The organism is Thermococcus gammatolerans EJ3 (assembly GCF_000022365.1).
In the GTDB taxonomy this organism is placed as follows: Archaea; Methanobacteriota_B; Thermococci; order Thermococcales; family Thermococcaceae; genus Thermococcus; species Thermococcus gammatolerans.
In genome coordinates this window covers 555,167-574,801 of sequence record NC_012804.1, presented here as the reverse complement: position 1 = coordinate 574,801, position 19,635 = coordinate 555,167, and the positions used below count along the sequence as shown (strand labels likewise).

The 19,635-nt window shown below is 52.0% G+C and carries 15 protein-coding genes; 7 read left to right on the top strand and 8 right to left on the bottom strand.

The annotated features are described in order from the left end of the window. Window positions 1-10: 10 nt before the first annotated feature. From TGAM_RS03070 to TGAM_RS03050, 5 genes are all read right to left on the bottom strand, one after another. Window positions 11-4,150, bottom strand: a complete 4,140-nt coding sequence (locus tag TGAM_RS03070) for a glucodextranase DOMON-like domain-containing protein (RefSeq protein WP_015858223.1) — start codon at window positions 4,148-4,150, stop codon at window positions 11-13. A 39-nt stretch (window positions 4,151-4,189) separates the two neighbouring features. Beyond that, window positions 4,190-5,533: a sugar ABC transporter permease gene (locus TGAM_RS03065; RefSeq protein ID WP_015858222.1), complete on the bottom strand. Its 1,344-nt coding sequence runs from the start codon at window positions 5,531-5,533 to the stop codon at window positions 4,190-4,192. Further along, window positions 5,533-6,432: a carbohydrate ABC transporter permease gene (locus TGAM_RS03060; RefSeq protein ID WP_015858221.1), complete on the bottom strand. Its 900-nt coding sequence runs from the start codon at window positions 6,430-6,432 to the stop codon at window positions 5,533-5,535. The genes TGAM_RS03065 and TGAM_RS03060 overlap by 1 nt, the downstream gene beginning before the upstream one ends. Before the next feature lie 35 nt (window positions 6,433-6,467). Continuing rightward, window positions 6,468-7,880 carry an extracellular solute-binding protein gene (locus TGAM_RS03055; protein WP_048811067.1) on the bottom strand — a complete coding sequence of 471 codons (1,413 nt, stop codon included), beginning with the start codon at window positions 7,878-7,880 and terminating at the stop codon, window positions 6,468-6,470. Window positions 7,881-7,942: 62 nt separating this feature from the next. After that, the gene (locus tag TGAM_RS03050; RefSeq protein ID WP_015858219.1) at window positions 7,943-9,859 is read right to left on the bottom strand and encodes a glycoside hydrolase family 13 protein; all 1,917 of its coding nucleotides are present in this window, start codon (window positions 9,857-9,859) and stop codon (window positions 7,943-7,945) included. 72 nt (window positions 9,860-9,931) lie between these two features. On the opposite strand from TGAM_RS03050, the gene trmBL1 reads away from it, so the two are divergent. Further along, a complete protein-coding gene (trmBL1, locus tag TGAM_RS03045; RefSeq protein WP_015858218.1) occupies window positions 9,932-10,954 on the top strand; it encodes an HTH-type sugar sensing transcriptional regulator TrmBL1 in 1,023 nt (340 codons plus the stop codon). 5 nt (window positions 10,955-10,959) lie between these two features. Further along, the gene (locus tag TGAM_RS03040; protein WP_015858217.1) at window positions 10,960-12,306 is read left to right on the top strand and encodes a glycogen synthase; all 1,347 of its coding nucleotides are present in this window, start codon (window positions 10,960-10,962) and stop codon (window positions 12,304-12,306) included. Here the strand turns inward: TGAM_RS03040 and TGAM_RS03035 are convergent. Then, entirely contained in the window at window positions 12,303-12,665 is a 363-nt protein-coding gene (locus TGAM_RS03035) for a ribonuclease P protein component 2 (protein ID WP_015858216.1), read from the bottom strand. The genes TGAM_RS03040 and TGAM_RS03035 overlap by 4 nt on opposite strands. A 71-nt stretch (window positions 12,666-12,736) precedes the next feature. Here TGAM_RS03035 and TGAM_RS03030 point away from each other — a divergent pair, with 71 nt between their 5' ends. From TGAM_RS03030 to TGAM_RS03015, 4 genes are read left to right on the top strand one after another with little or no spacing between them, the layout of a single operon-like run. Beyond that, on the top strand, window positions 12,737-13,822 hold the full coding sequence (locus TGAM_RS03030) for a radical SAM protein (RefSeq protein WP_015858215.1): 1,086 nt from the start codon (window positions 12,737-12,739) through the stop codon (window positions 13,820-13,822). A 60-nt stretch (window positions 13,823-13,882) separates the two neighbouring features. Further along, window positions 13,883-14,674: a PIG-L deacetylase family protein gene (locus TGAM_RS03025; RefSeq protein WP_048811066.1), complete on the top strand. Its 792-nt coding sequence runs from the start codon at window positions 13,883-13,885 to the stop codon at window positions 14,672-14,674. Window positions 14,675-14,734: 60 nt separating this feature from the next. After that, entirely contained in the window at window positions 14,735-15,307 is a 573-nt protein-coding gene (locus TGAM_RS03020; RefSeq protein ID WP_015858213.1) for a hypothetical protein, read from the top strand. Between the two features lie 45 nt (window positions 15,308-15,352). Beyond that, window positions 15,353-15,940 carry a class I SAM-dependent methyltransferase gene (locus tag TGAM_RS03015; RefSeq protein WP_048811065.1) on the top strand — a complete coding sequence of 196 codons (588 nt, stop codon included), beginning with the start codon at window positions 15,353-15,355 and terminating at the stop codon, window positions 15,938-15,940. Here TGAM_RS03015 and TGAM_RS03010 read toward each other — a convergent pair. Further along, window positions 15,935-16,990, bottom strand: coding sequence for an AAA family ATPase (locus TGAM_RS03010; protein WP_015858211.1), 1,056 nt, complete (start codon window positions 16,988-16,990; stop codon window positions 15,935-15,937). The two genes, TGAM_RS03015 and TGAM_RS03010, sit on opposite strands and share 6 nt — an antisense overlap. A 200-nt stretch (window positions 16,991-17,190) precedes the next feature. On the opposite strand from TGAM_RS03010, the gene TGAM_RS11105 reads away from it, so the two are divergent. Continuing rightward, on the top strand, window positions 17,191-17,361 hold the full coding sequence (locus TGAM_RS11105) for an antitoxin VapB family protein (protein ID WP_015858210.1): 171 nt from the start codon (window positions 17,191-17,193) through the stop codon (window positions 17,359-17,361). Window positions 17,362-18,116: 755 nt separating this feature from the next. Here the strand turns inward: TGAM_RS11105 and TGAM_RS03005 are convergent. Further along, window positions 18,117-19,580 (bottom strand): glycosyltransferase family 2 protein, encoded by a 1,464-nt coding sequence (locus TGAM_RS03005; protein ID WP_015858209.1) that lies wholly within the window; start codon window positions 19,578-19,580, stop codon window positions 18,117-18,119. Window positions 19,581-19,635: the final 55 nt, after the last annotated feature.

Here is a 19,635-nt window from a genome sequence, read left to right as displayed (position 1 = left end):
TGTAAAAAGGTCAGAGCTTCCTCCGTAGAAGGAGCGGCATTAGGGCAAGGCCCACTATCACAGCGGGCCCACAGAGCTTCCAGCCGCCCTTCTTTGAAGTTGTCGTCGACGTTGTGGTAGTGGTGGGTGTAGTGGTGGTTGTGGTCGTTGAAGTTGTAGTGGTACTCGTCGTCGTAGTTGTTGGCCCAGAGCTGGTGCCACCTCCCGAGGAGGACGTGGTTGTTGTGGTTGATATAGTGGTAGTTGAAGTAGTCGTGGTGGTCGTTGGACTGGGTGTAGTGGTTGTTGTGGTAGTGCCTCCACCAGTGGATGTGCCCTTGATGAGGGTTATCATCAGCACCGTGGCCCTCTTTCCGTTCTCGGCATCATAAGAGCTCAGCTGCTGCTCCTGAGTGGGTTTGAAGCCGGGCGGGACGAGCTCGTCCATCACCCTTGGCTCGACGCCGGCTATGATGGCATCAGGATCCCCTCCACCAACCTTCCACTGCTCGGCCGTAACAGCTACTGGTCTCCACTTGTCAGGACCGTAACCGTCTTGGCTTCCCGTGAGTATTGAGGCGTAGAGGCCGTACTCCCGGTTGACCCTGAGGTACCTCTTAGGGAGCTCTACGATTATCGCGTTCTTGGTTGGATCGGCCGAGATCTTCATCTCACCCTGGTAAACGGTCCCGTTTGGGAGAACAATTAAGTTACCGTAGTCCCAGCCAGCTATTCTAAGGGCGAGATCCCAGGGATGGCTTGGATCGAGATCAACGTTGGCACCTGGCCCGTCGGGGAACATCTTTATAGCGGAAGTGTTGCCTCCGTCCTTGAAGTCGAAGTATGCCTCGATTATCTGGAGGCTGAATCCGTTCGGCCCGTTCCAGGGATTGTCACCGAGATCCTTGAAGTAAAACTCAAGATGCCAGTAGTCGCTTTCGTTCACCATTTTAAACTTGAGGAGATCAAAGGCGCCTGGAACGAAGACGGGGTCAGTTGGATATGTGTAAGTTCCTGGACCGTGATCATCTCCCTCCGGATCCTTGACGACTATACCGGTCTTGAGGAGGGAAATCGCCTTAACTGTCGCGCGCTTTCCGTTCTCGGCATCGTAGGAGCTCAGCTGCTGCTCCTGAGTTGGTTTAAAGCCAGGCGGCACGAGTTCATCCATCACCCTTGGCTCAACGCCCGCTATGATGGCGTCTGGATCTCCGCCTCCGACCTTCCACTGCTCGGCCGTAACAGCTACCGGTCTCCACTTGTCAGGACCATAGCCATCCTGCGATCCAGTCAGGACGTCTCCCCAGAGTCCGTAGTCCTCGTCAATCTTTATGTACTTCTTCGGGATCTTGACTATTATGGCGTTCTTGGTTGGATCGGTCGAGATCTTCATCTCACCCTGGTAAACCGTACCGTTCGGCAGGACGATGAGGTTGCCGTAGTCCCAGCCAGCTATTCTGAACGCCACGTCCCACGGATGCTCTGGGTCGAGGTTAACGTTCGCACCGGGGCCATCCGGGAACATTTTTATTGCAGAAGTGTTCCCGCCGGGTTTGTAGTCGAGGTAAACCTCAATTATCTGCAGACTGAATCCGTTCGGCCCGTTCCAGGGATTGTCGCCAAGGTTCTTGAAGTAGAACTCCATGATGTAGCCGTCGGCTCCTTCGAGGAGTCTGAAGCGGAGGAGATCGAAGACGCCGGGCTTGAAGACCCCATCCGTTGGGTAGGTGTAGGTTCCCGGGCCGTGGTCGTCCCCTTCAGGATCCTTTATGTCGGCTATGATCGCGCCCTTAACCTGGGTTGGAAGCTTGAGCTCAACGGGTGTGCTGATAACCTCGAGGCTGCCGTTTCTCACGGTCGACACCGCGAAATAGAAGTCGCTGGGGCTCTCGAGGTTGTCGAAGGGCACCGTGATATCCACTGAGTCTTCGGTCTTCTTCACCGTAAGGTTGCCGAGGAGGGTTGAGTTATCGTAGTCGGTTGCGTTGTAGAGCTCGGCCGTGCCGTTTCTGTAAACGATATGCTTGGTTATCATTAGACCGACGCTGTCCTTTGAGAACGGCCAAGTTGAATAGCTCAGCTCGTCCGGTCTGCTCTGGAGCAGGGTGAAGGTGTTCCCAACGTGCCTGTTCACCTCGTACAGGCTCACCTCAAACTCGCTCAGGTTGCCGTTGAGAACAAAGTGAAGCCCCTCACCGTCGAAGTAAACGCTAACGTTCTCGGCAAGGGGGGAGAGGCTTGAGTACGTCCTTACCTGGCCCTCCTTGAGTCCGTCGAGGGCCCTCCTGAGGTAGGGCTCGCCATCAGGATAATAGTTGCCGTAGAGGTAATCCGGCGGGGTCACGTTCGCGAGGCGGTAGATCTCGTAGAGGTAGGCTTTGAAGTAGCGGTCGAAGGCGTAATCCTGCCCGCTGTCCTGATCCTTGCCATACCACCAGAACCAGTCGCTTCCCTCGGCCCTGAGTAGGTACTCGTTGGCGTTCTCCCACCTAGCAAGGCCCATCGAAGCGTTGTGCTCCATGAGGGTCTTTCTGGCAAGATAAAGCCAGTACCAGGCGTAGTTCTCCTGGGGCTCACCGATCCACGTTGAGAGTGTTCCATCTATCCAGCTGCTCTCGGGCCACTGCATCTCCTCATTTATCCCGGCCATATCGTAGAGCTCGTTGAGGCTCTGGGCCTTCAGAAGGGCCTTAACTCGCTCCTCACTGGTAAAATCGAGGCGCTCCATCATCTTGGGTGTTAAAACCTTGGCCTTGTCCCCGTAGAGCTGGATGTACTCGCTCGGCGTCAGCGTTCTTATGAGGCCCGCCTCCTGGAGTTCGGTGAGCCTCTTGTAGAGCTGGGTGAGGAAGAGCTGACCGTCGTAGGGGTAGTGCTCCCACGGGTTCTCGCCGTCGAGGGTTATGACGTAGACGAGGGAACCGTCGTAGTTCTGCTTCTGAATCTTAAGAAGCTCGTTTACGAAGTCCTCAACGGCCTGGTACTGGTTCATGCCGGCGTAGCGGAAGCCAACCCTGTCGCTGAGGTCGTGGTTCCTCGGGAAGAGGTATATCTTCCTGTCGCCGAACTGGGCCACCCAGGGGTGATAGTAGTTGTCGACGGTCTTTGGAATTCCCATCCTTTCAAGCACCATCTGATCGGTCATTACCCATTCCCAGCCGTTGTCAGCCAGTATTTCGAGCGTCTTATCGTTTAGAGCCGATTCGGCGGCCCAGCCTCCCCTCGGTGCAACGGTGCCGTTCCCGATGTACTCGCGGTAAAGTTCGTCCGCCTTCTTCACCTGTGCGTCAAAGTCACCCTCCCAGCCAAAGTCGTTGAGGATCGGCCCTATCGGGTGGGCGTAGGGAACCACCGTGACCTCGACGTTTCCGTTGCCGAGGAGGAGGTTTATCCTCTCGTGCTCCTCGAAGGTGTGGTTGAGAAGCCACATCTGGGCGTTCAGAACGGTTTTAAGATCCTCCCTTGTGTAGTTGCCCTCATCCACCCTATCGTAGATGGCCTTCAGCTCGGGGTGGCTCACGATATAGCCGTAGTCTATCCATGCCAAGTTGAAATAAACGGCCAGATCCACGTAGTCCTGCTCCGTGAACTCGCCCGTTATCTTAACCTTCTGCTCCTCAAGGGACAGGTTTGAGTACTTCTTCTTCGCGTTCATGAGCTTGTCTTTGAGCTCGGTGTAGTGCCTCCAGAACTTTCTCGTGGGGTTTCCATCCCTATCGGTTACCGGCTCGCCGTTCCAGGGGATCGTGTGGTCGAAGAATCCACCCGGGACTTGGAGAACCTGCCATTTTTCGTCGAGGCTCAGTGGAGCGCCGTTCGCGATCTTGTAGCTGATGAGCTGAAGGGTGTCCTCCCGGCCGTTCATGTAGTCCACTATCTGAGCTATGAGGGAACCGGAAAGGTCGATTGTGGCGTGCACTTCTGGATACTCGCTCAGGTAGTGGGCCATCTTCCAGTAGTCGTTGGCGGCATGCAACCTTACCCATGGCCTCGTGTAAACGTTGAGGACTGGATCGTAGTAGAAGGGCTGGTGCTGATGCCAGACGATGATAACGTTCAGGGGCTTTGGAGTGGTCTCGTTAGCACCGCCCAGGTTTACAGCGAACGCACTCACGAGCATAACCCCGATCAGGAGCAGGGAAAGGGCAAGCTTTCTATTCCACCGTACCATCTCACAACACCTCCGAATACGAAGCCGTAAAAAACGAAATCATTCCTTGAGACCCCCAACTGTTAAGCCACTCTTGATGTAGTTCTGGGCCAGCAGGAACATTATGAACACGGGGAGCGCGAAGAGCAGTGCCGCCGCGGAGAACTGGTTCCACGACACGTTCCTGAGATCGTTGAGCATACTGTAAAGCCACACCGTTAGCGGGTATTTGCTTTCGTTGTCGATAAGAAGGCTTGCAAGAATGAGCTCGGTCCAGCCGCCTATGAATGCAAAGATGGCAACGGTAGCTATTCCGGGCAGGGCCATCGGCAGTAGCACGTGCCAGATTATCTGGAGGTAGTTTGCACCGTCCACCAGCGCGGCCTCGTCGAAGTCCGGACTTATGGAGTCGAGGTAGCTCTTGAGGAGCCACGTGTTGAAGGGAACTCCACCGGCGGCATAGATGAGGGGGAGGACGTAGATGTTGTTGGTTAGGTCGAGCTTAACGAGCATTCCGTAGAGGGCCACCAAGCCGGCTATCCCAAGGCCTCCGGAAACCTGCGTGAACATCAGGTAAAAGTACAGGATGTGCTCCCTGCCGAAGAACTTGAGCCTCGAAAAGGCGTAAGCGGCTGGAACCGCGAAGAGTAGCGTTAGCACGACTGTCAGGGACGCTATGATCAGGCTTCTCTTGAGATAGCCAAAGAAACCGCCGCCGATCTGGTTGATGAAGACGTAGTAGAAGTCCCTGGCCTCAAAGTGTCCCTCCTCGGAGTCAAGCCTAACTCTGTCCGGAATTTTGAGGGTGACGTCCCTGCCAACGTAGGTGTTGTTACCGACCTTGGTGAAGCCATCGAGGGGAATGCCCGTCTTGCCGTTCACGGTTATCCTGACTTCCTTGGCCGTGAGATATAGGTACTCCCTCCTAAGGGAAGCTAAGGAGACCATAATTCTCTTCGCATCCATAGAGACGAACTTGCCTCCGAGGTACTGCACTTGGCCGTTTTCGACGCTTCTGTTAGCCCCTTCAACCTTTAGGTGCGAGATATACTTGAGATTGAACCTGGGGGGCAGACCTCTGTACTTCCCGTAGAGCACGCCGTCCATGTACTCTATGGTGTATTCCGTTCCGATGAGCTTGCCCCTTGAGGAAGTTATGTTGAAGACCTTGGTCTTTACGGTCGCATCCTTGTGGCCAAACATTACCTCTTTGTAGTTCTGGAGTGTCATCTGGTCCGGTAAGAGGTCGAGAGACGTCGAGGCGAGCGTTCCTTGGGGCTTAAGTGAGACCGTGAACACATAATACACGGGAAAGAGAATTATACCCATGACGATTATAGCCAGGGCCGTTGCGAGGAGGGCCTTAAAAAGCTCCCTTCTGTTCCTGAAGTGGAAATCGAACATCAGCTCGCCCCCTCCTGCAGTTTGGTTATCTTCATGCTTATGTACATGTAAACCGCCAGGATCAGCGTGGCTATGAAGAGAACGGCAGCAGCCCTGCCGTAGTGGGGAACCGACGCCCCAAATGCCTTCCGGTAACCGTAGAGGAGCAGGAACCTGTCCTCAAAGAGGGAGCCGTTGTAGAGGAAGGGAACAAGGAAGTACTGGAAGCTCGCGGCGCTCGTTAGTATGGTCGCGAAGGCTATCGGCTTGCTCACGATTGGCAGAACAACCTTGGTGAGCCTCTGCCAGTAGTTGGCGCCGTCTATTATGGCCGCCTCAACCAGTATATCCGGAACCGATTGAAGGGCCGAGGTTATCACCGTCATCATGAAGGGGTAAGCCAGCCAGACCTCGATGATGTTGAGGGCTATGAAGCCGTAGGTCGCGTTGTTTATCCAGTCAGGGGGATTTGAAACTCCAAAATCGCGGAGGATTATGTTAACGGGCCCGAATATCGGATCGAACATGAAGCGCCAGACCGTGATCGAGAACAGGAGAGGAAGGGCCCAGGGAATTATGAGGAGCGCCCGGTAGAGGGACTTCCCGATGACGTATTTGCTGTTGTAGAGGACGGAGAGGAATATGCCCGCAAGGACCTTGAGGGTAACGCTGGTCGCCACGAAGATCCACGTCCAGAGGAAAGCTGACCTGAAGCCGGGATCGTTGAGCGCCCATCTGAAGTTGTCGAGACCGACGAACTTCAGGGGCGGTGCCGATGGATTGTGAGTCGGAAAGTTTCCCATCTGGGCGTTCGTGAACGCGATGTAAATCGAATAGAGTATCGGGTATATGTTGAAGAAGAGGAAAGCGGCCATGCCAGGGAGGATCAGCGTCAACGCCGCAACTGTGCTCTTTTTCATCCCTTTCACCTCGCAAGAAAGTTAAAAAGAAGAGATCAGCTGCTTAGGGCCTTCAGGATTTCCTTCTGGGCATCGTTGAGGGCCTGCTCCAGAGTCTTCTTGCCGCCGATGTAGTCCGTGATAGCCTGGCCGACAGGACCCCAGACGGCCGCCATCTTGGTGCTCTTGGGCATGAGGTATGCATGCTGGAGGGCCTGCAGGTAGGCACTTATCACAGGATCGCTCGTGATGTCAGGCTCGTTAGCGACGCTGTTGAGAACGGGAACGTAACCGTTCTGGAAGGCGAGGGTTACGGCAACGTCCTCACTGGTGGAGAACCACTTGAGGAACTCCCATATCGCCTGCATCTTCTCGTCCGGAGCGTTTGAAGTAACGTAGATCAGCTTAACGCCCGCGTAGGGCCTCGGGTAGTAGGTCTTTCCGTCCTTGTTGATCGGCGGGAGCGGGACGACACCAAAGTTTATTCCCGCCTCCTTGACCTTTGAGATTATCCACGGGCCGTTGATCATCATCGGGGCGTTTCCGCTCGTGAAGAGATCAACCTGGGCGTTATAGTCAGTAGTGTGGGCCATGTAGGGCCAGATGTTGTCAAAGAAGAACCTGAAGCCCTCAACGGTCTCGGTCAGGTTTACACCCGGGGTCTCGGTCTTGTCGTCGAAGTAGTAGCCGCCGAAGGCCTGAGCCCAGGCGGAGAGGAAGTAGGGATCAATTGGACTGGCTATTCCGTACTTACCGTTGTCCGGGTCGTAATGCTGCTCCATTATCGTCTTCATCTCGTCGAAGTTCTGGGGTGGGTTTGGAACCATGTCCTTGTTGTATATCAGCGCAACTGTCTCGGCCGCGAAGGGAACACCGTAGTAGTGCCCCTTGTATTCAAAAGCATCTTGAGCGATCGGGATGAAGCTGTTTGTGAAGTCCTCTGTTACATAGCCGTCTATGGGCTTGAGGAGGCCGCCCTCGGCGAACTTTCCGATCCAGTCGTGGGCCCAGATGAAGAGATCCGGTCCCTTTCCGGCGGGAATTGCCGCCTTGAGGGCGGTTTCGAGGTTGGCCTTGTACTCCATCTGTATGTCGATGTTCGGGTGCTCGATCTCGAACTCTGAGATGAGGTCCTTGAATGTCTGGGCCTCAGCCTGGCCCATCGCGTGCCAGAGGACTATGGTGATCTTCTCACCCTGAGTGGAAGTGGTGGTCGTTGTGGTAGTTGTCGTGGTAGTGGTGGCTGTGGTTGTCGTTTCAGTGGCTCCAGTTGTGGTCGTCTGTGAAGTGGTTGTGGAGATTGAGGTTGTGGTCTGAGCCTGAGAAGTGGTCGTCTGTGAGGTGGAGCTTGAAGAAGTCTTTGAGGGGCTTGAGGTTGTTCCTCCTCCACCTCCACCAATGCAGCCGCTGGCCACGACTCCGAAGAGCAAAACTCCAATCAAGAGCAGGGTAAAGAGTCCTTTTCTCATATTTACCACCCACCGCCTTTTGGCAATAAGGTATCATCGCCAGTGATATATATACCTTGCGATTACCGTCCGGTATCGACAATCCTGAAGGACAGCGGCGGGAGGTTGAGGCTCTTCCCTCCGGGGAGGGAAACCTTAACATGCACCTCAGAACAGTTTATGGCAACGACCAGGCTCTCACCGTCGATGGCCCTCTCGTAAACTATGGTTCTACCCCTGAAGAGCAAGGGCCTGAAAGTACCAAACTGGAGCGCCTTGGAGTTTCTCCTGAGATGGATCAGTTCCCTCGTCGTCTCCAGTATTTCACGGTTCCAGTTCTCTTCCCTCCACTTCATTGGAGTCCTTCCAGCGTCGAGGCCTCCCCCCTTTCTGCCCCTCAGCCCGATCTCATCACCGTAGAAAACCGCCGGGATGCCCTTGTACGTCATCAGAAAGGCGAGGGCACAGAGGTAGAGCCTCTCATCATGAACGAGGTCGAGGAAGCGCTCCGTGTCGTGGTTGTCAAGGAAGTTGTAGGCGTAGTACTCAGCGGGCCCATAGCGGACGCTGATGAGCTCCAGCTCGTTCAGGAACTCCTCGGCGCTTATCTCCCCAAAGGCAAAGAACTTGAGAATCGCGTCGTAGAGAGCGTAGTTCATAACCCCGTGAAATCCCCTGAATAGGTAGAGCCTCGCGTCGTCCATGACCTCCCCGATCAGATAGGCCGATGATGGCATTCTCTCCCTTACCCTGACCCAGAAATCGGGGGGAACGCCATGAGCAACGTCGAGCCTCCATCCATCGGCTTTCTTGAGCCAATACCCCATGACGTTGACGACGAACTCAAAGACCTCCTCACTATCGGAGTTCAATCTGGGCATCAGCCAAACGGAGTAAAAGCTCTCGTAGTTCCATTCGGCCCCCATTGGAGCGCTCCTCGTATCTCCAGGGAGAAGACCTGAGTCCAACGCCCTCAGAAAACGCTTTGAAACAACGGGAAAGCCGAGAATCCTGTAAAACCCGACGTACCTGCTCCTCTCACCTTTTTCAACGACGTCCTGGAAGTATGGATGGAAGAAGCTGGTGTGGTGAAAAACCCCGTCGAGTATCAGCTTGATTCCCCTTCTCCTCAGCTCCTTCACGAGCTCATCAAAGGCCTCGTCGCCACCAAGCCTCCTGGAAACGTGGAAGTAATCAACTACGTCGTAACCGTGATAGGTGGTTGACTCAAAGATCGGGGTCAGGTAGAGGGCGTTGAAGCCCAGCCCTGCGATGTGATCCAGCCTTTCCTTCAGGCCCCACAGGTCACCGCCACAGAAATTCCCGGAGTCACGCAGGCAGTTGCCAGCGAAACGGTCGGGCATCACCTGATAAAAAACCCTCTCAAGGGGCCATTCAGGCGCTTTCAAGGCAATAGGGACGGCACTGAAGGGCCCCAGCTCAAATGGCCCCTCACTGCTCTCCCCCAGAAAGGAGTACTCAACCGGACCCTCAAGGTTACCGACCTCTGCCCCAAAGTAGTCGAAGAGCTCATCGCTCGCCCGTTTCCTCATTTCGATGTCCTTTCCTTTGAGGATGAGAGTCGAAGAGACAAGGTAGCCCTTCTTTGCTCTGAGGACGAAGTTAACCCTTCCTCCGAAGGTGTAAAGATAGAGGAGGGAAGGTGAGTGATAGACCGGCTCCGGGCCGATCACTCCGGCTACGCTGACCTCTTTCTCGAACTTGTAAGAGGGCCTGCGGTAGGTTTCAACATTCTCATTTTCGGGATCTCTCTCGAACCGGCCCTCCAGTGAGAAGGCGTACCTCCAGACACCCTCCGGAAGGAGAACCCTAATGAACCAGCGGCTTCCCCTCCTTTCCATCCTAAAACTTCCCTCGTTGAAGGCGTTGAAGCTCCCGAGCAGGTAGGCGTACCTCTCGCCCCGGTAGGGTATTGAAAACTCAACCCTCGCGAGCCTACCGAAGACCGGATCCTCAACGAACCCGAAAGTTTTATACACATCAACCACCTTTGTATCACTGGTGATGAATAAACTGGCCTCAGTGAACTTAAACTTGTCGGGGGTTAAGGAATGAGGGAAGAGGAGATAATTGAGAAGCTCCAGAGACTTGGGCTGACCAAATACGAGAGCGTTGCATACATCACGCTCCTCAAGCTCGGCCCGAGCAAGGCAACCGACATAACGAAAGAGAGCGGAATCCCCCACACGAGGGTCTACGACGTGCTGAGCTCGCTCCACAGAAAGGGATTCGTCGACGTCATGCAGGGCACGCCGAGGCTCTACAAGCCCGTCAATCCCGAGGTTATACTCGAAAAGATCAAGGAGGAGATAATTCGGGACATAGATTCCCTCAAGGGGGCGTTCCTCGAGCTCTACCGTGAGGTTCACGGGGAGGAGCTGCCGGAGATATGGACGATTCAGGGCTTTGACAACACCGTTGAGAGGGCCGAATACGTCATCAGAAGTGCAAAGCACGAGGTTTTAATCAACACTCCCCTGGAGTTCCTCGAGCTTCTTAAAAACGAGATAAAGGGTCGCAAGGACGTCATCTTTGTCATCATCAGCAACTTTAGAGAGGTTCCGGACTGGCTTAAGGGCGACAATATTATCCTCGCGAGGAGTGGCGGGGCACCCTGGCTCATGGCGAGCTGGATCATCGGTGACATAGACTATGCCCTCTTTTTCGGTGCCCTCCCGCGGGACACGAGAAAGGAGAAGTTCTACTCATTCTGGGCCAAGAGCCCAAGGATAATCCAGAACTACATGCACTGGTTCTACACCATCTACTTCGACAACAGCGAGATCATAAAACCCCCCAATTATGAAAAGCTGCCCAAACCCCTCTCCCTCGTCAACATAAGAACCCTTATAGTCCTTCTCAAGTTCGCTGGCCTGCCGAGAAAAGCTGAAATAGTAGGCAGGATCATCGACACGAAAAAGCCTGTGACAATAGACGGCGAGATAATCGACTACGAGTACACCCCCCTAACCGCGAACGTCACATTCAGGCACAACGGAAAGGAACTCAAGGTCGGCGGAATAGGAAGCTACTTCGAGGACGTCGAGGGTGAGAAGTTCATACTCCTAGAGTGATGCCTATGCGCGTTCTCATCCTATCTTTTGAATACCTTCCAGTCAAAGTCGGCGGGCTCGCGGAGGCCGTGACGAGCATAGCCGAAGGCTTAGTTAAGCTTGGCAACGAGGTTGTGGTCCTTACCCCCGATCACGGAAAAAACCTCGGCGAGCCTTCCCTCTCGTTCGGACTCTCCTTTGAGGGCAGAAGAGTCGAGGTAACGGCCAGAAAACGGGAGCAGAACGGCGTTACAGTCTATTCCCTCTCCGGAGATGTTCTTGACGCCGACGTCTACCCAGCCTGGGAGACCCTCCTCCGGAAAACCGTACTCTTCGGCAAAGCCTCCGCAGGTCTGCTCAACCGTCTTATAGGGACTTTTAAGCCCGACGTGGTTCACGCCCATGACTGGCACACCGTCTTTGCCCTCGGTCTCCTGAAGAAGTACTTCGGGTTAAGGACGGTTTTCACAGTCCACAGGCTCAACAAGGCGAAGGTTCCCGCCTGGCTCTTCCACGAGGCCAACCTGAGCGAGCTCGCCCCGTACCCGGATCTTGACCCCGAGCACACCGCCGCCTACATAGCCGATATCGTAACGACCGTCAGCAGGAGCTACCTCTGGGAGGAGTGGGACTTCTTTAGGCACTTTGACGGCAAGGTAACGCACGTCTTCAATGGGATTGACTGCTCCTTCTGGAGTGAACACCTCCTCGAAAACGCCGATAAACCGAGGGATGAAAGGAGGAGGAAAGTCCTCGGGCGCTTTGGTTTGAGCGACGGAAGGGCCTTCATGTTCATCGGCCGCTTCGACAGGGCGCAGAAGGGTGTTGACACGCTCCTCAGAGCCATAGAGATACTCTCCGGCGACCCAGCGTTCAGGGAGATGCGCTTCATCATCGTTGGCAAGGGCGACCCCGGTCTCGAGGCCTGGGCTAAAGCAGTGGAGAACCGCTTCCCGGAGAACGTCAGGGTAATCACCGACGTCCTGCCCAGGGAGCTCGTTAGGGAGCTCTACGGCTCGGTGGACTTCGTGGTGATTCCGTCTTACTTTGAGCCCTTTGGATTAGTTCAGCTTGAGGCGATGTGCCTGGGAGCGGTTCCAATAGCGAGCGCCGTCGGTGGACTCAAGGACACAATAATTGACCTCAACGCCGACCCGGAGAACGCCACCGGGATCCTCGTCCCGCCGAGGGACGCCTTTGCCCTCGCTAGGGCGATGATCAAAGCTAAAGAGCTCGACGAGGGAACCCTCACAAGGCTCCGCGAGAATGCCAGGAGGAGGGCAAGGGAAGACTTCACCTGGGAGAAGGCCTGCAGGCGCTACCTGCTCGTTTACACCGGTGCTGTAGACAAGGCGATGCCCTTCCTGCTCTAGCGCCAGCCGAACTCCGCTAGAAACTTCCTCTTCAGCCTTTTTATCGTCCCCGAAACTCCGAGCGTCCGAAAGATTGCCTTCGAGCCGTTTATCTCTGTAACGAGCGTCAGGGCAAAGCGCAGTTCTTCGACGTGCTTCCTGTCAACCCTGACGATTCCCGTCTGGCTCTTCTCGTCGAAGCGTATGAACCAGGGCTTTGCTTTAGCCGAGCCGAGGACTCCGAGGGTTGAGAGGCTCGCCTCCCATATCGCCTTCTTAACCTCATCCTTCCGGAAGGGCCTCTCCCCAATCAGCTGGAAGGCTATGTAGCGGTGCTTCTCGCGGAGCGTGGGGGGCAGATACTTCGGCTTCTCCCTCATAGGCATCGGACAACTTTGCCCGCCAACGTTTTTAAGGCCTGCCCTCTGGTTAGGGTTAGCGGGGTGGAAGAATGGTCTGGGAGACGCCTTACTTTTCGTACGCCGTGAGAGAGCTCCCGAAGGGCTGTCAGCTCTGCGTTAGGGGTGAAAAGCTCGTCCTCTTCACGACCGGAATCTGCCCGAGAAACTGCTTCTACTGCCCGCTGAGCCCTTGGAGGAGGGAAGATGTTGTTTATGCCAACGAGAGGCCCGTTAAGAGCGTTGATGATATCATTGAGGAGGCCCTGATTCAGGAAGCCAAGGGAGCTGGAGTTACAGGTGGGGATCCGCTGGCGAGGCTCGACAGAACCGTTAGCTACATCCGCGCCCTCAAGGAGGCCTTTGGAAGGAAGTTCCACGTTCACCTCTACACCACCGGCGCTCTGGCCACGAAGAAGAACCTTGAGAAGCTCTACGATGTGGGATTAGATGAGATACGCTTTCATCCAGACCTCTTCAACCCGAACTCGAAGCTCTTCAAGGTGGAAATCGAGAACATAAAGAATGCCTTTGACTTCGACTGGGACATCGGCGGCGAGATTCCCTCGATTCCGGGCCAGTTTGAGAGGATGAAGTGGTACGCCGAGTTTCTGGATAGGTTAGGCGCGAAGTTCCTCAACGTGAACGAGCTGGAGTTCAGCGAGGTTACCCTTAAAACCATGCTCGACATGGGCTACGAGCCGGTAAGCGACGAGAGTTCCGCCATTAGGGGCTCGCTCGAGCTAGGTCTAAAGCTTCTCGAGTGGGGTGAGAAGAACACTTCCCTGAGCTATCACCTCTGCACCGCGAAGCTTAAAGATGCCGTCCAGCTCAGGAATAGGCTCAGGAGAATGGCGAGGAAGGTGGCTAAACCTTACATGGAGGTAACCGAGGACGGAACGCTCCGCTTTGGCATCGCTGAATACGACGACCTCGACGAGCTCTACGAGTTCCTCGTTGAAGAAGTCGAAGTTCCGGCGGAGTGGCTCTACATAAACAGGGAGAAGGGCAGGATTGAGATGCCTGAGGAGGTGGCTTTAGAGCTGGCCGAGGCCATCGAAGGTGACGTGAGGTTCTTCATCGTGGAGGAGTATCCTACCTTCGACAGGATGGAAGTTGAGAGGATCCCGCTGCCCTAGGGCCGCTCATTGTGAAATCGAAACGGTTATATAAAAGCCACGAATTCATAGCAACAGGTGATGGTTTTGAGCTTTGAGGGCTCGCTCGAAAAGCTGCTCACAATTCTCGAGTTCGACCTCTCAAATCCGTTTAAGGACGCTGAAAAGGTTCTCTGCATAGAGCCCCATCCGGACGACTGTGTAATCGGGATGGGTGGAACAATAAAGAAATTGACCGAGCGGGGAGTTAAGGTCGTCTACCTCTGCCTCACCGACGGCTCAATGGGGACGTACGATGAAAGCGTGTCCCCCCATGAACTAGCCCTCATAAGGCGAAGAGAGGAAGAGAAAAGCGCCAGAATGCTCGGCGTTGAGAGGATAATCTGGCTCGATTACAGGGATACGGAGCTTCCATACAACATCGAGGCGAGGAACAATATAATCAAAGTCATCAGACAAGAGAAGCCTGACCTCGTCCTCGCTCCGGATCCCTGGCTACCCTACGAGGCCCATCCAGACCACGTGACAGCGGGAAAGCTTGCCCTTGAGGCAGTGCTCTTTTCACCGTTGCCAAACGTCGCGAGAAGCGACCTCCACATTGGCCTAGAGCCCCACCGGATCGATTTGATTGGCTTCTACTATACCGCTAAACCCAACTACTTCGTCGACATAACCGATGTGATGGAGCTCAAGCTGAGGGCGATAAGGGTTCACAGGAGCCAGTTCACGGACGATGTATGGGAGAAGTGGGAGCCCTTCCTCAGAACGGTCGCGGAATTCTACGGGGAAAAGATCGGGGTGAGGTATGCGGAGGGCCTTCGCTTCATGCCCGAGCTCTTCCTCCACATAACACCCTTCGCCGAGCTTATTTGAGCTCCCTCCACCATCCACTCCATCTTCAGGCCCGGCCCATACCCCTCGGACTTCCTCGATGTGAGCGTTGAAGGGAAAAAGCACGGAGAGATCGAGGCTCGTGCAGTTCCCCCGGTGTCATGGAAAAGGAAGCTAATAGCGCTCAATCAAACTCCGAAAGTGTCCCCGGATACTGCCAGATATCTCGCAAAAATTGAACTCGACAAAGTCCCGTTTCCGGAGTTCAAGGACGCAAAAATTGGGGAGATGAAACTGTTCTATTTCCCCGATGGAAGACCTGCCTACTATGAAGCTCCACTGCTCAAAGGAGGCAAAGTGGTCGGGATTATGTTCGTGCCCGCATTGAAAACGATGCCTCCAACATGGATGCAGGTGTTCAAAGGTAACGAATTAATCGCCAGCAACTGGATAAACTCGCAAAGGAAAGGGGAATTACTAACTACCGGTACGTGGTTCTCGGAGCTGCAATCTTCGGAATCCAAAAGGAGGACGGTACAGTGGTTGACGTGGCGGGCAGAGAGTACAAAATTGATCCGAACAAGCCATTTAAGTTTGCAATTGAGTCCGAAGAAAACGTTGGGCTCTGGGACTCCTTCACCCGCTGAAAATCAGGAGTATAGACAGCTCGGATAAAACGTTTTATTTGGAGGATTTTATATTTGAAATTGGTGACATGTGATGGAGAAAGAATGGTACGAGGTAAAGAAGAGAAAGCTCAAAGAGCTGTACTGGGAGCAAAACAAGGGCAATCCCTATTTGCCCAACGGGTTCCTCGTATATCCCCACGAGATTTACGACTTCTTCCTCGGCTTCATCAATCATCCGGGCAGGGTCATAGACCTCGGCTGCGGAAACGGCCTGCTTTTGCGGCATCTCGTGGAGAACTCCGAACACGAGCTGGTACCATACGGCGTGGACTTCATAGAGGAGTCCATAGAGCAGGCGAGGCGCGATATACTTCCAGAGTTCGCCGATAACTTTGTGGTCGCCAACGTCAGGGATTACGTGCGCGAGATGCCGGATGAGTACTTCGACTTCATCTTCTTTGACCCTTACAACGTCCATCCCAAGGATTTGCCTGAGACTGTGAATCATCTGATTCGAGCGTGCAGAACCGGCGGCAGAATAATATTCTACACGTACCACGACGTTCTGGAGTCTCTGAACTTCGAGTGGGTCGGAGATTTCCTGACGGAGGAGGTCAGAAGAAAACTGAAAAGGTTCGACCACCCAGAGGTCTCCGTTGGGGTGCTGGAAAAGTCATAGGCCTCTCAGAACGAGTCTAATGATCGGGTCAACCAGTCTGTACTCCTCGTTCACCTCCTCAATCCACCCCATCTTCTTCAGGTTCTTGAGAAGTTCGTACAGCCTCGGTTCTGGAGTTTTCATACCCTTCACGGCGAGGTAGTCCCTTATCAGGCTCCACCTGTTGTAGCCGAGCGCTATCGCCCGTAAAATCCCCGTGTACCTCCTGCTCCTCCTTTCAAGCTCCCCCAGCTCGCCGAACAGCAGGCCCTTTGCAACGTTGAGCGTTGCTTCCATCGCCTTTTCGAAGTCTCTCGCTTCAAGGTATTTCACGCCGAAGAGGACGAGCCAGCCAGGGATTCCATCAAGGAGTGCTACGGCGCGGTCTATGGTGTCCTCGGACACATCAAGGCCGGCTTCTCTAAAGCCTGTTCTCAGGAACTCCTTTGAGGTTTTTTCGTCGAAGGGCCTGACGTAGATTTCGCCCCCGACCCTGCCGTAAAGAGGGCTCTCGTAGTTGTCTACTCCTAAAAAGTCGTGGAGCAGGCCGACTTCCGAGCCGGTCAGGATAATCCTGAGGTTCGGCAGACTGTCGTAGGCGTGGGCAAACAAAGCTAAAAGCTCCTTCCCGCCCCGTGAGCCGTAGAAGCGCAGGTATTGGGCTTCATCAAAGGCTATTATGAACCTCCCGGTTTTTTCACCGAGCTCGTTCAGCTCCCTGAAGACCTCCCTCAGCGAGGCCTCCTCCGGTTCTATCTCAAGAAACCAGAGGTTCAGCTTTATTTTGAACTTGGTTAGGGTTCTCTGGAGTAGCCCCCGCTTCGATTGAATTTCCCTTATGAGGTCATCTTTCGTTATGTGCCCGCTCTCGGCGTAGAGCTCCCTGCAGTCTATCAGAATCCCGGGGTTCTCGTTGAGGTAAGCCCTGAGTATCGAGCTCTTGCCCACTCGCCTTATTCCGAGAAGAAGAGTCAGCGGATATTTCTCAACGCTTTTCTCAAGGTCCTTGAACTCCTTTTCCCTGTCGAAAATATCCTCTCTCCTCTCCTTCGGTCTGAGGTCGAACAGCACTTACGCCACCGTAAGTAACTTACGGAGGCATAAGTTATAAGGGTTTCGAAAGGGTTAGTTAACTTCCACGCGCCAAGAAAAGTTGAAAACTGACGGTTCCCCTACTTCTAACCATAATCGTTGCCCAGCCCTGGGTGGTGTGGAGGCTGGGGTTTTTGAATGAGGGGAAACGTTAAGTAAGCGAGAGATCAATTTTTGACATGACAGAGGATGAGAAACGCACTTCCAAGCGGAAGAAGGAGAAGAAAGGTAACATTGACGTTCTGATGATTGCGTTCGGAAGTATGACCGAGGAAGAAGTTGAGAAACTCAGAAAAACGCTGAAAGAAGTTGAGGAGTGGATGAACGAGGGGGTCCCGTGCTCCGGTTGAGGTATTCATATAGAACCTTTTTTATCCACCATAGCGATTTTGAGCGCTTCCAAGAATACAGACTGAAAGTGAAGGTTTTGGAGAAATAGCAAAAGTTTGACTAGTTTTCTCCAATCTCTTCCTTGATAAACGGAGAGTCCCAATTTTTCCATTGAAGTTTCATGTCCTTAATCTTTTAAAAGTTCTCTAAGATTTGTAGTGATTTAAAACCTTTAAATAAGGGCGTGTAGTTAAAAATATAATGAAGCCCGTATCACCATTGATCGCATCGATATTGCTAATCACCTTAACAGTTTCAATCGGAGCCATGATCATTGGGTGGGGAAGACAATACGTTCAACAGAAAACAAGCTGTCTCGGTGCTGCTTCTGTAAATATTATTAAATTAAAGCGAACTTAGATAGTGGCAATAATCAGATAACCCTCGGATTTTATGAATAGTGGTAACGATAGAATCGATTTAACTAAGGTAACAGCTATTTTATATACATCTACAGGAGCTACATATAAGTGCATATACTACGATGACGATGATAACGTAACAACGACTGTAACTAATATACCTTCTAAATTACCATGTGCCTTGACGAATCCAGTGGATGATAGCGGAAGTCCTATATCTTATTTAGATCCTGGAAAATATGTTGAATACTCTCTAAAGTTTGATGGAAGCACCATTACATCTTCTGTTTTACAAGTTAATTCGTATGTGCAAATATCATATTCTACTTGTGGCGAAATCTCAGAGAGGTTCCCTATTTCCTAATAACCTCAAATCCTTTTTTCTTACTTTCTCTGTAAGTTAACAAGCCATACCACGCAGATAAGCCTTCTAGTGGGGCTATTATCGGAATAGCTAATATATTTAGCACTCTTTTTAAACGTGAACTCGCATTGCTTGGTTCTAGATTTAATTTTGAGCCTTCCCAGTATAAGTAAGATAATGTTGCTATAGAATATCCAAAGGCAACAGAGGTTATCTTATGATGGACCGGAGTAGGATATGCAATATTTATATATGTTATAATGATTGAAGGTAGCGATGATAACCATGAAATTAGGTGTATAGCCTGAATTAGCTTGTATTTTACTCCTACCGTTTTATTTTTAAGTAAAATATCGAGTTTTCCCCATAACCATCTCCGTCTTTGTTTTAAAAAGTCTTTTATCGAATAAGGACTTTGCTCATATAGTTTTCCTTTTAGCCAACCCCATGCTTTATTAAAGTATTTGTTTATGAGTAATCCAAAGTATGCATCTTCTGCCCTTACTTCGCCAAAGTCCCATCCGATTATATCTTCTAAATCAGATCTATATAGGAGATGAGAACCATGTATTCCAACGATAACTTTTCCGTACCTTGCTTGTATTTTATATCTTGTTATATCGTCTCCTGCTCTTAGGCTGTCTTCTAAGCTTGTTAGGAGGTTTTTGCCCCAGAAGTTTGAGTAGACTATTAAGCCTTGCCCTATTAGTTTGCCTTTTTTGGCTTCGTTTTCGATGAAATCTATTATCCCGAGTATAGTATCCTCTCCGACGATGCTCTCTTCGTCCATTAAATAAATCCAAGTTTTATCTGAAATATAACCTTCTTCTCTTCTAACGTCTAATGCATAGTTTAAAGCCCTCGCCTTATATTTCGTATTATTCTTCGTTTTATAATCTCTCGGAACATAAATAATCCTGACATTATCATCTATCTCCTTTAGCTTATCAAAGAAGGACTTGTCTACATCATCTTCAGTAACAACCCAAATTTCGTAATCTCTAAGATATTTAGGCGCCCAATAGGCTACAGACTTCACCCCCCTCCTCACAGCATCCTTATTAAACCCCCTCGTCGTAATCTGAAAAGTAACCTTATAATCCTCAGACTGAACCTTCCTCTCTAATTGAAAATCATCCTTTGCATTATATCTAAGGAGGCCATAGCTTGATAGAGCTGCAATTGGAGAATATGCTAACCAAATATACTTGGCATTTACAAGTATTTTATCCAAAGTGCTTAATGAATCTGTGTGATTTCCTGAGAGCGAGTTCAGAATTAAAGATCCGAGAATACCTATTGTTAAAAACAATGAATATTCGAGTTTAGAATAATTTAGTTGATTATGCTTTTCTAGTGTATAATCTCTCCAAAATTCTTTCTCGTGAGATTGTAATATACAATCTAAACTATTTAAGAACTTCCCGAAATACGCTACAATTTTGTCATACATACAGTTACTTATTAGTTTGCTAATACATTAAAAGCTTTATCTTGTACTTTCTCTG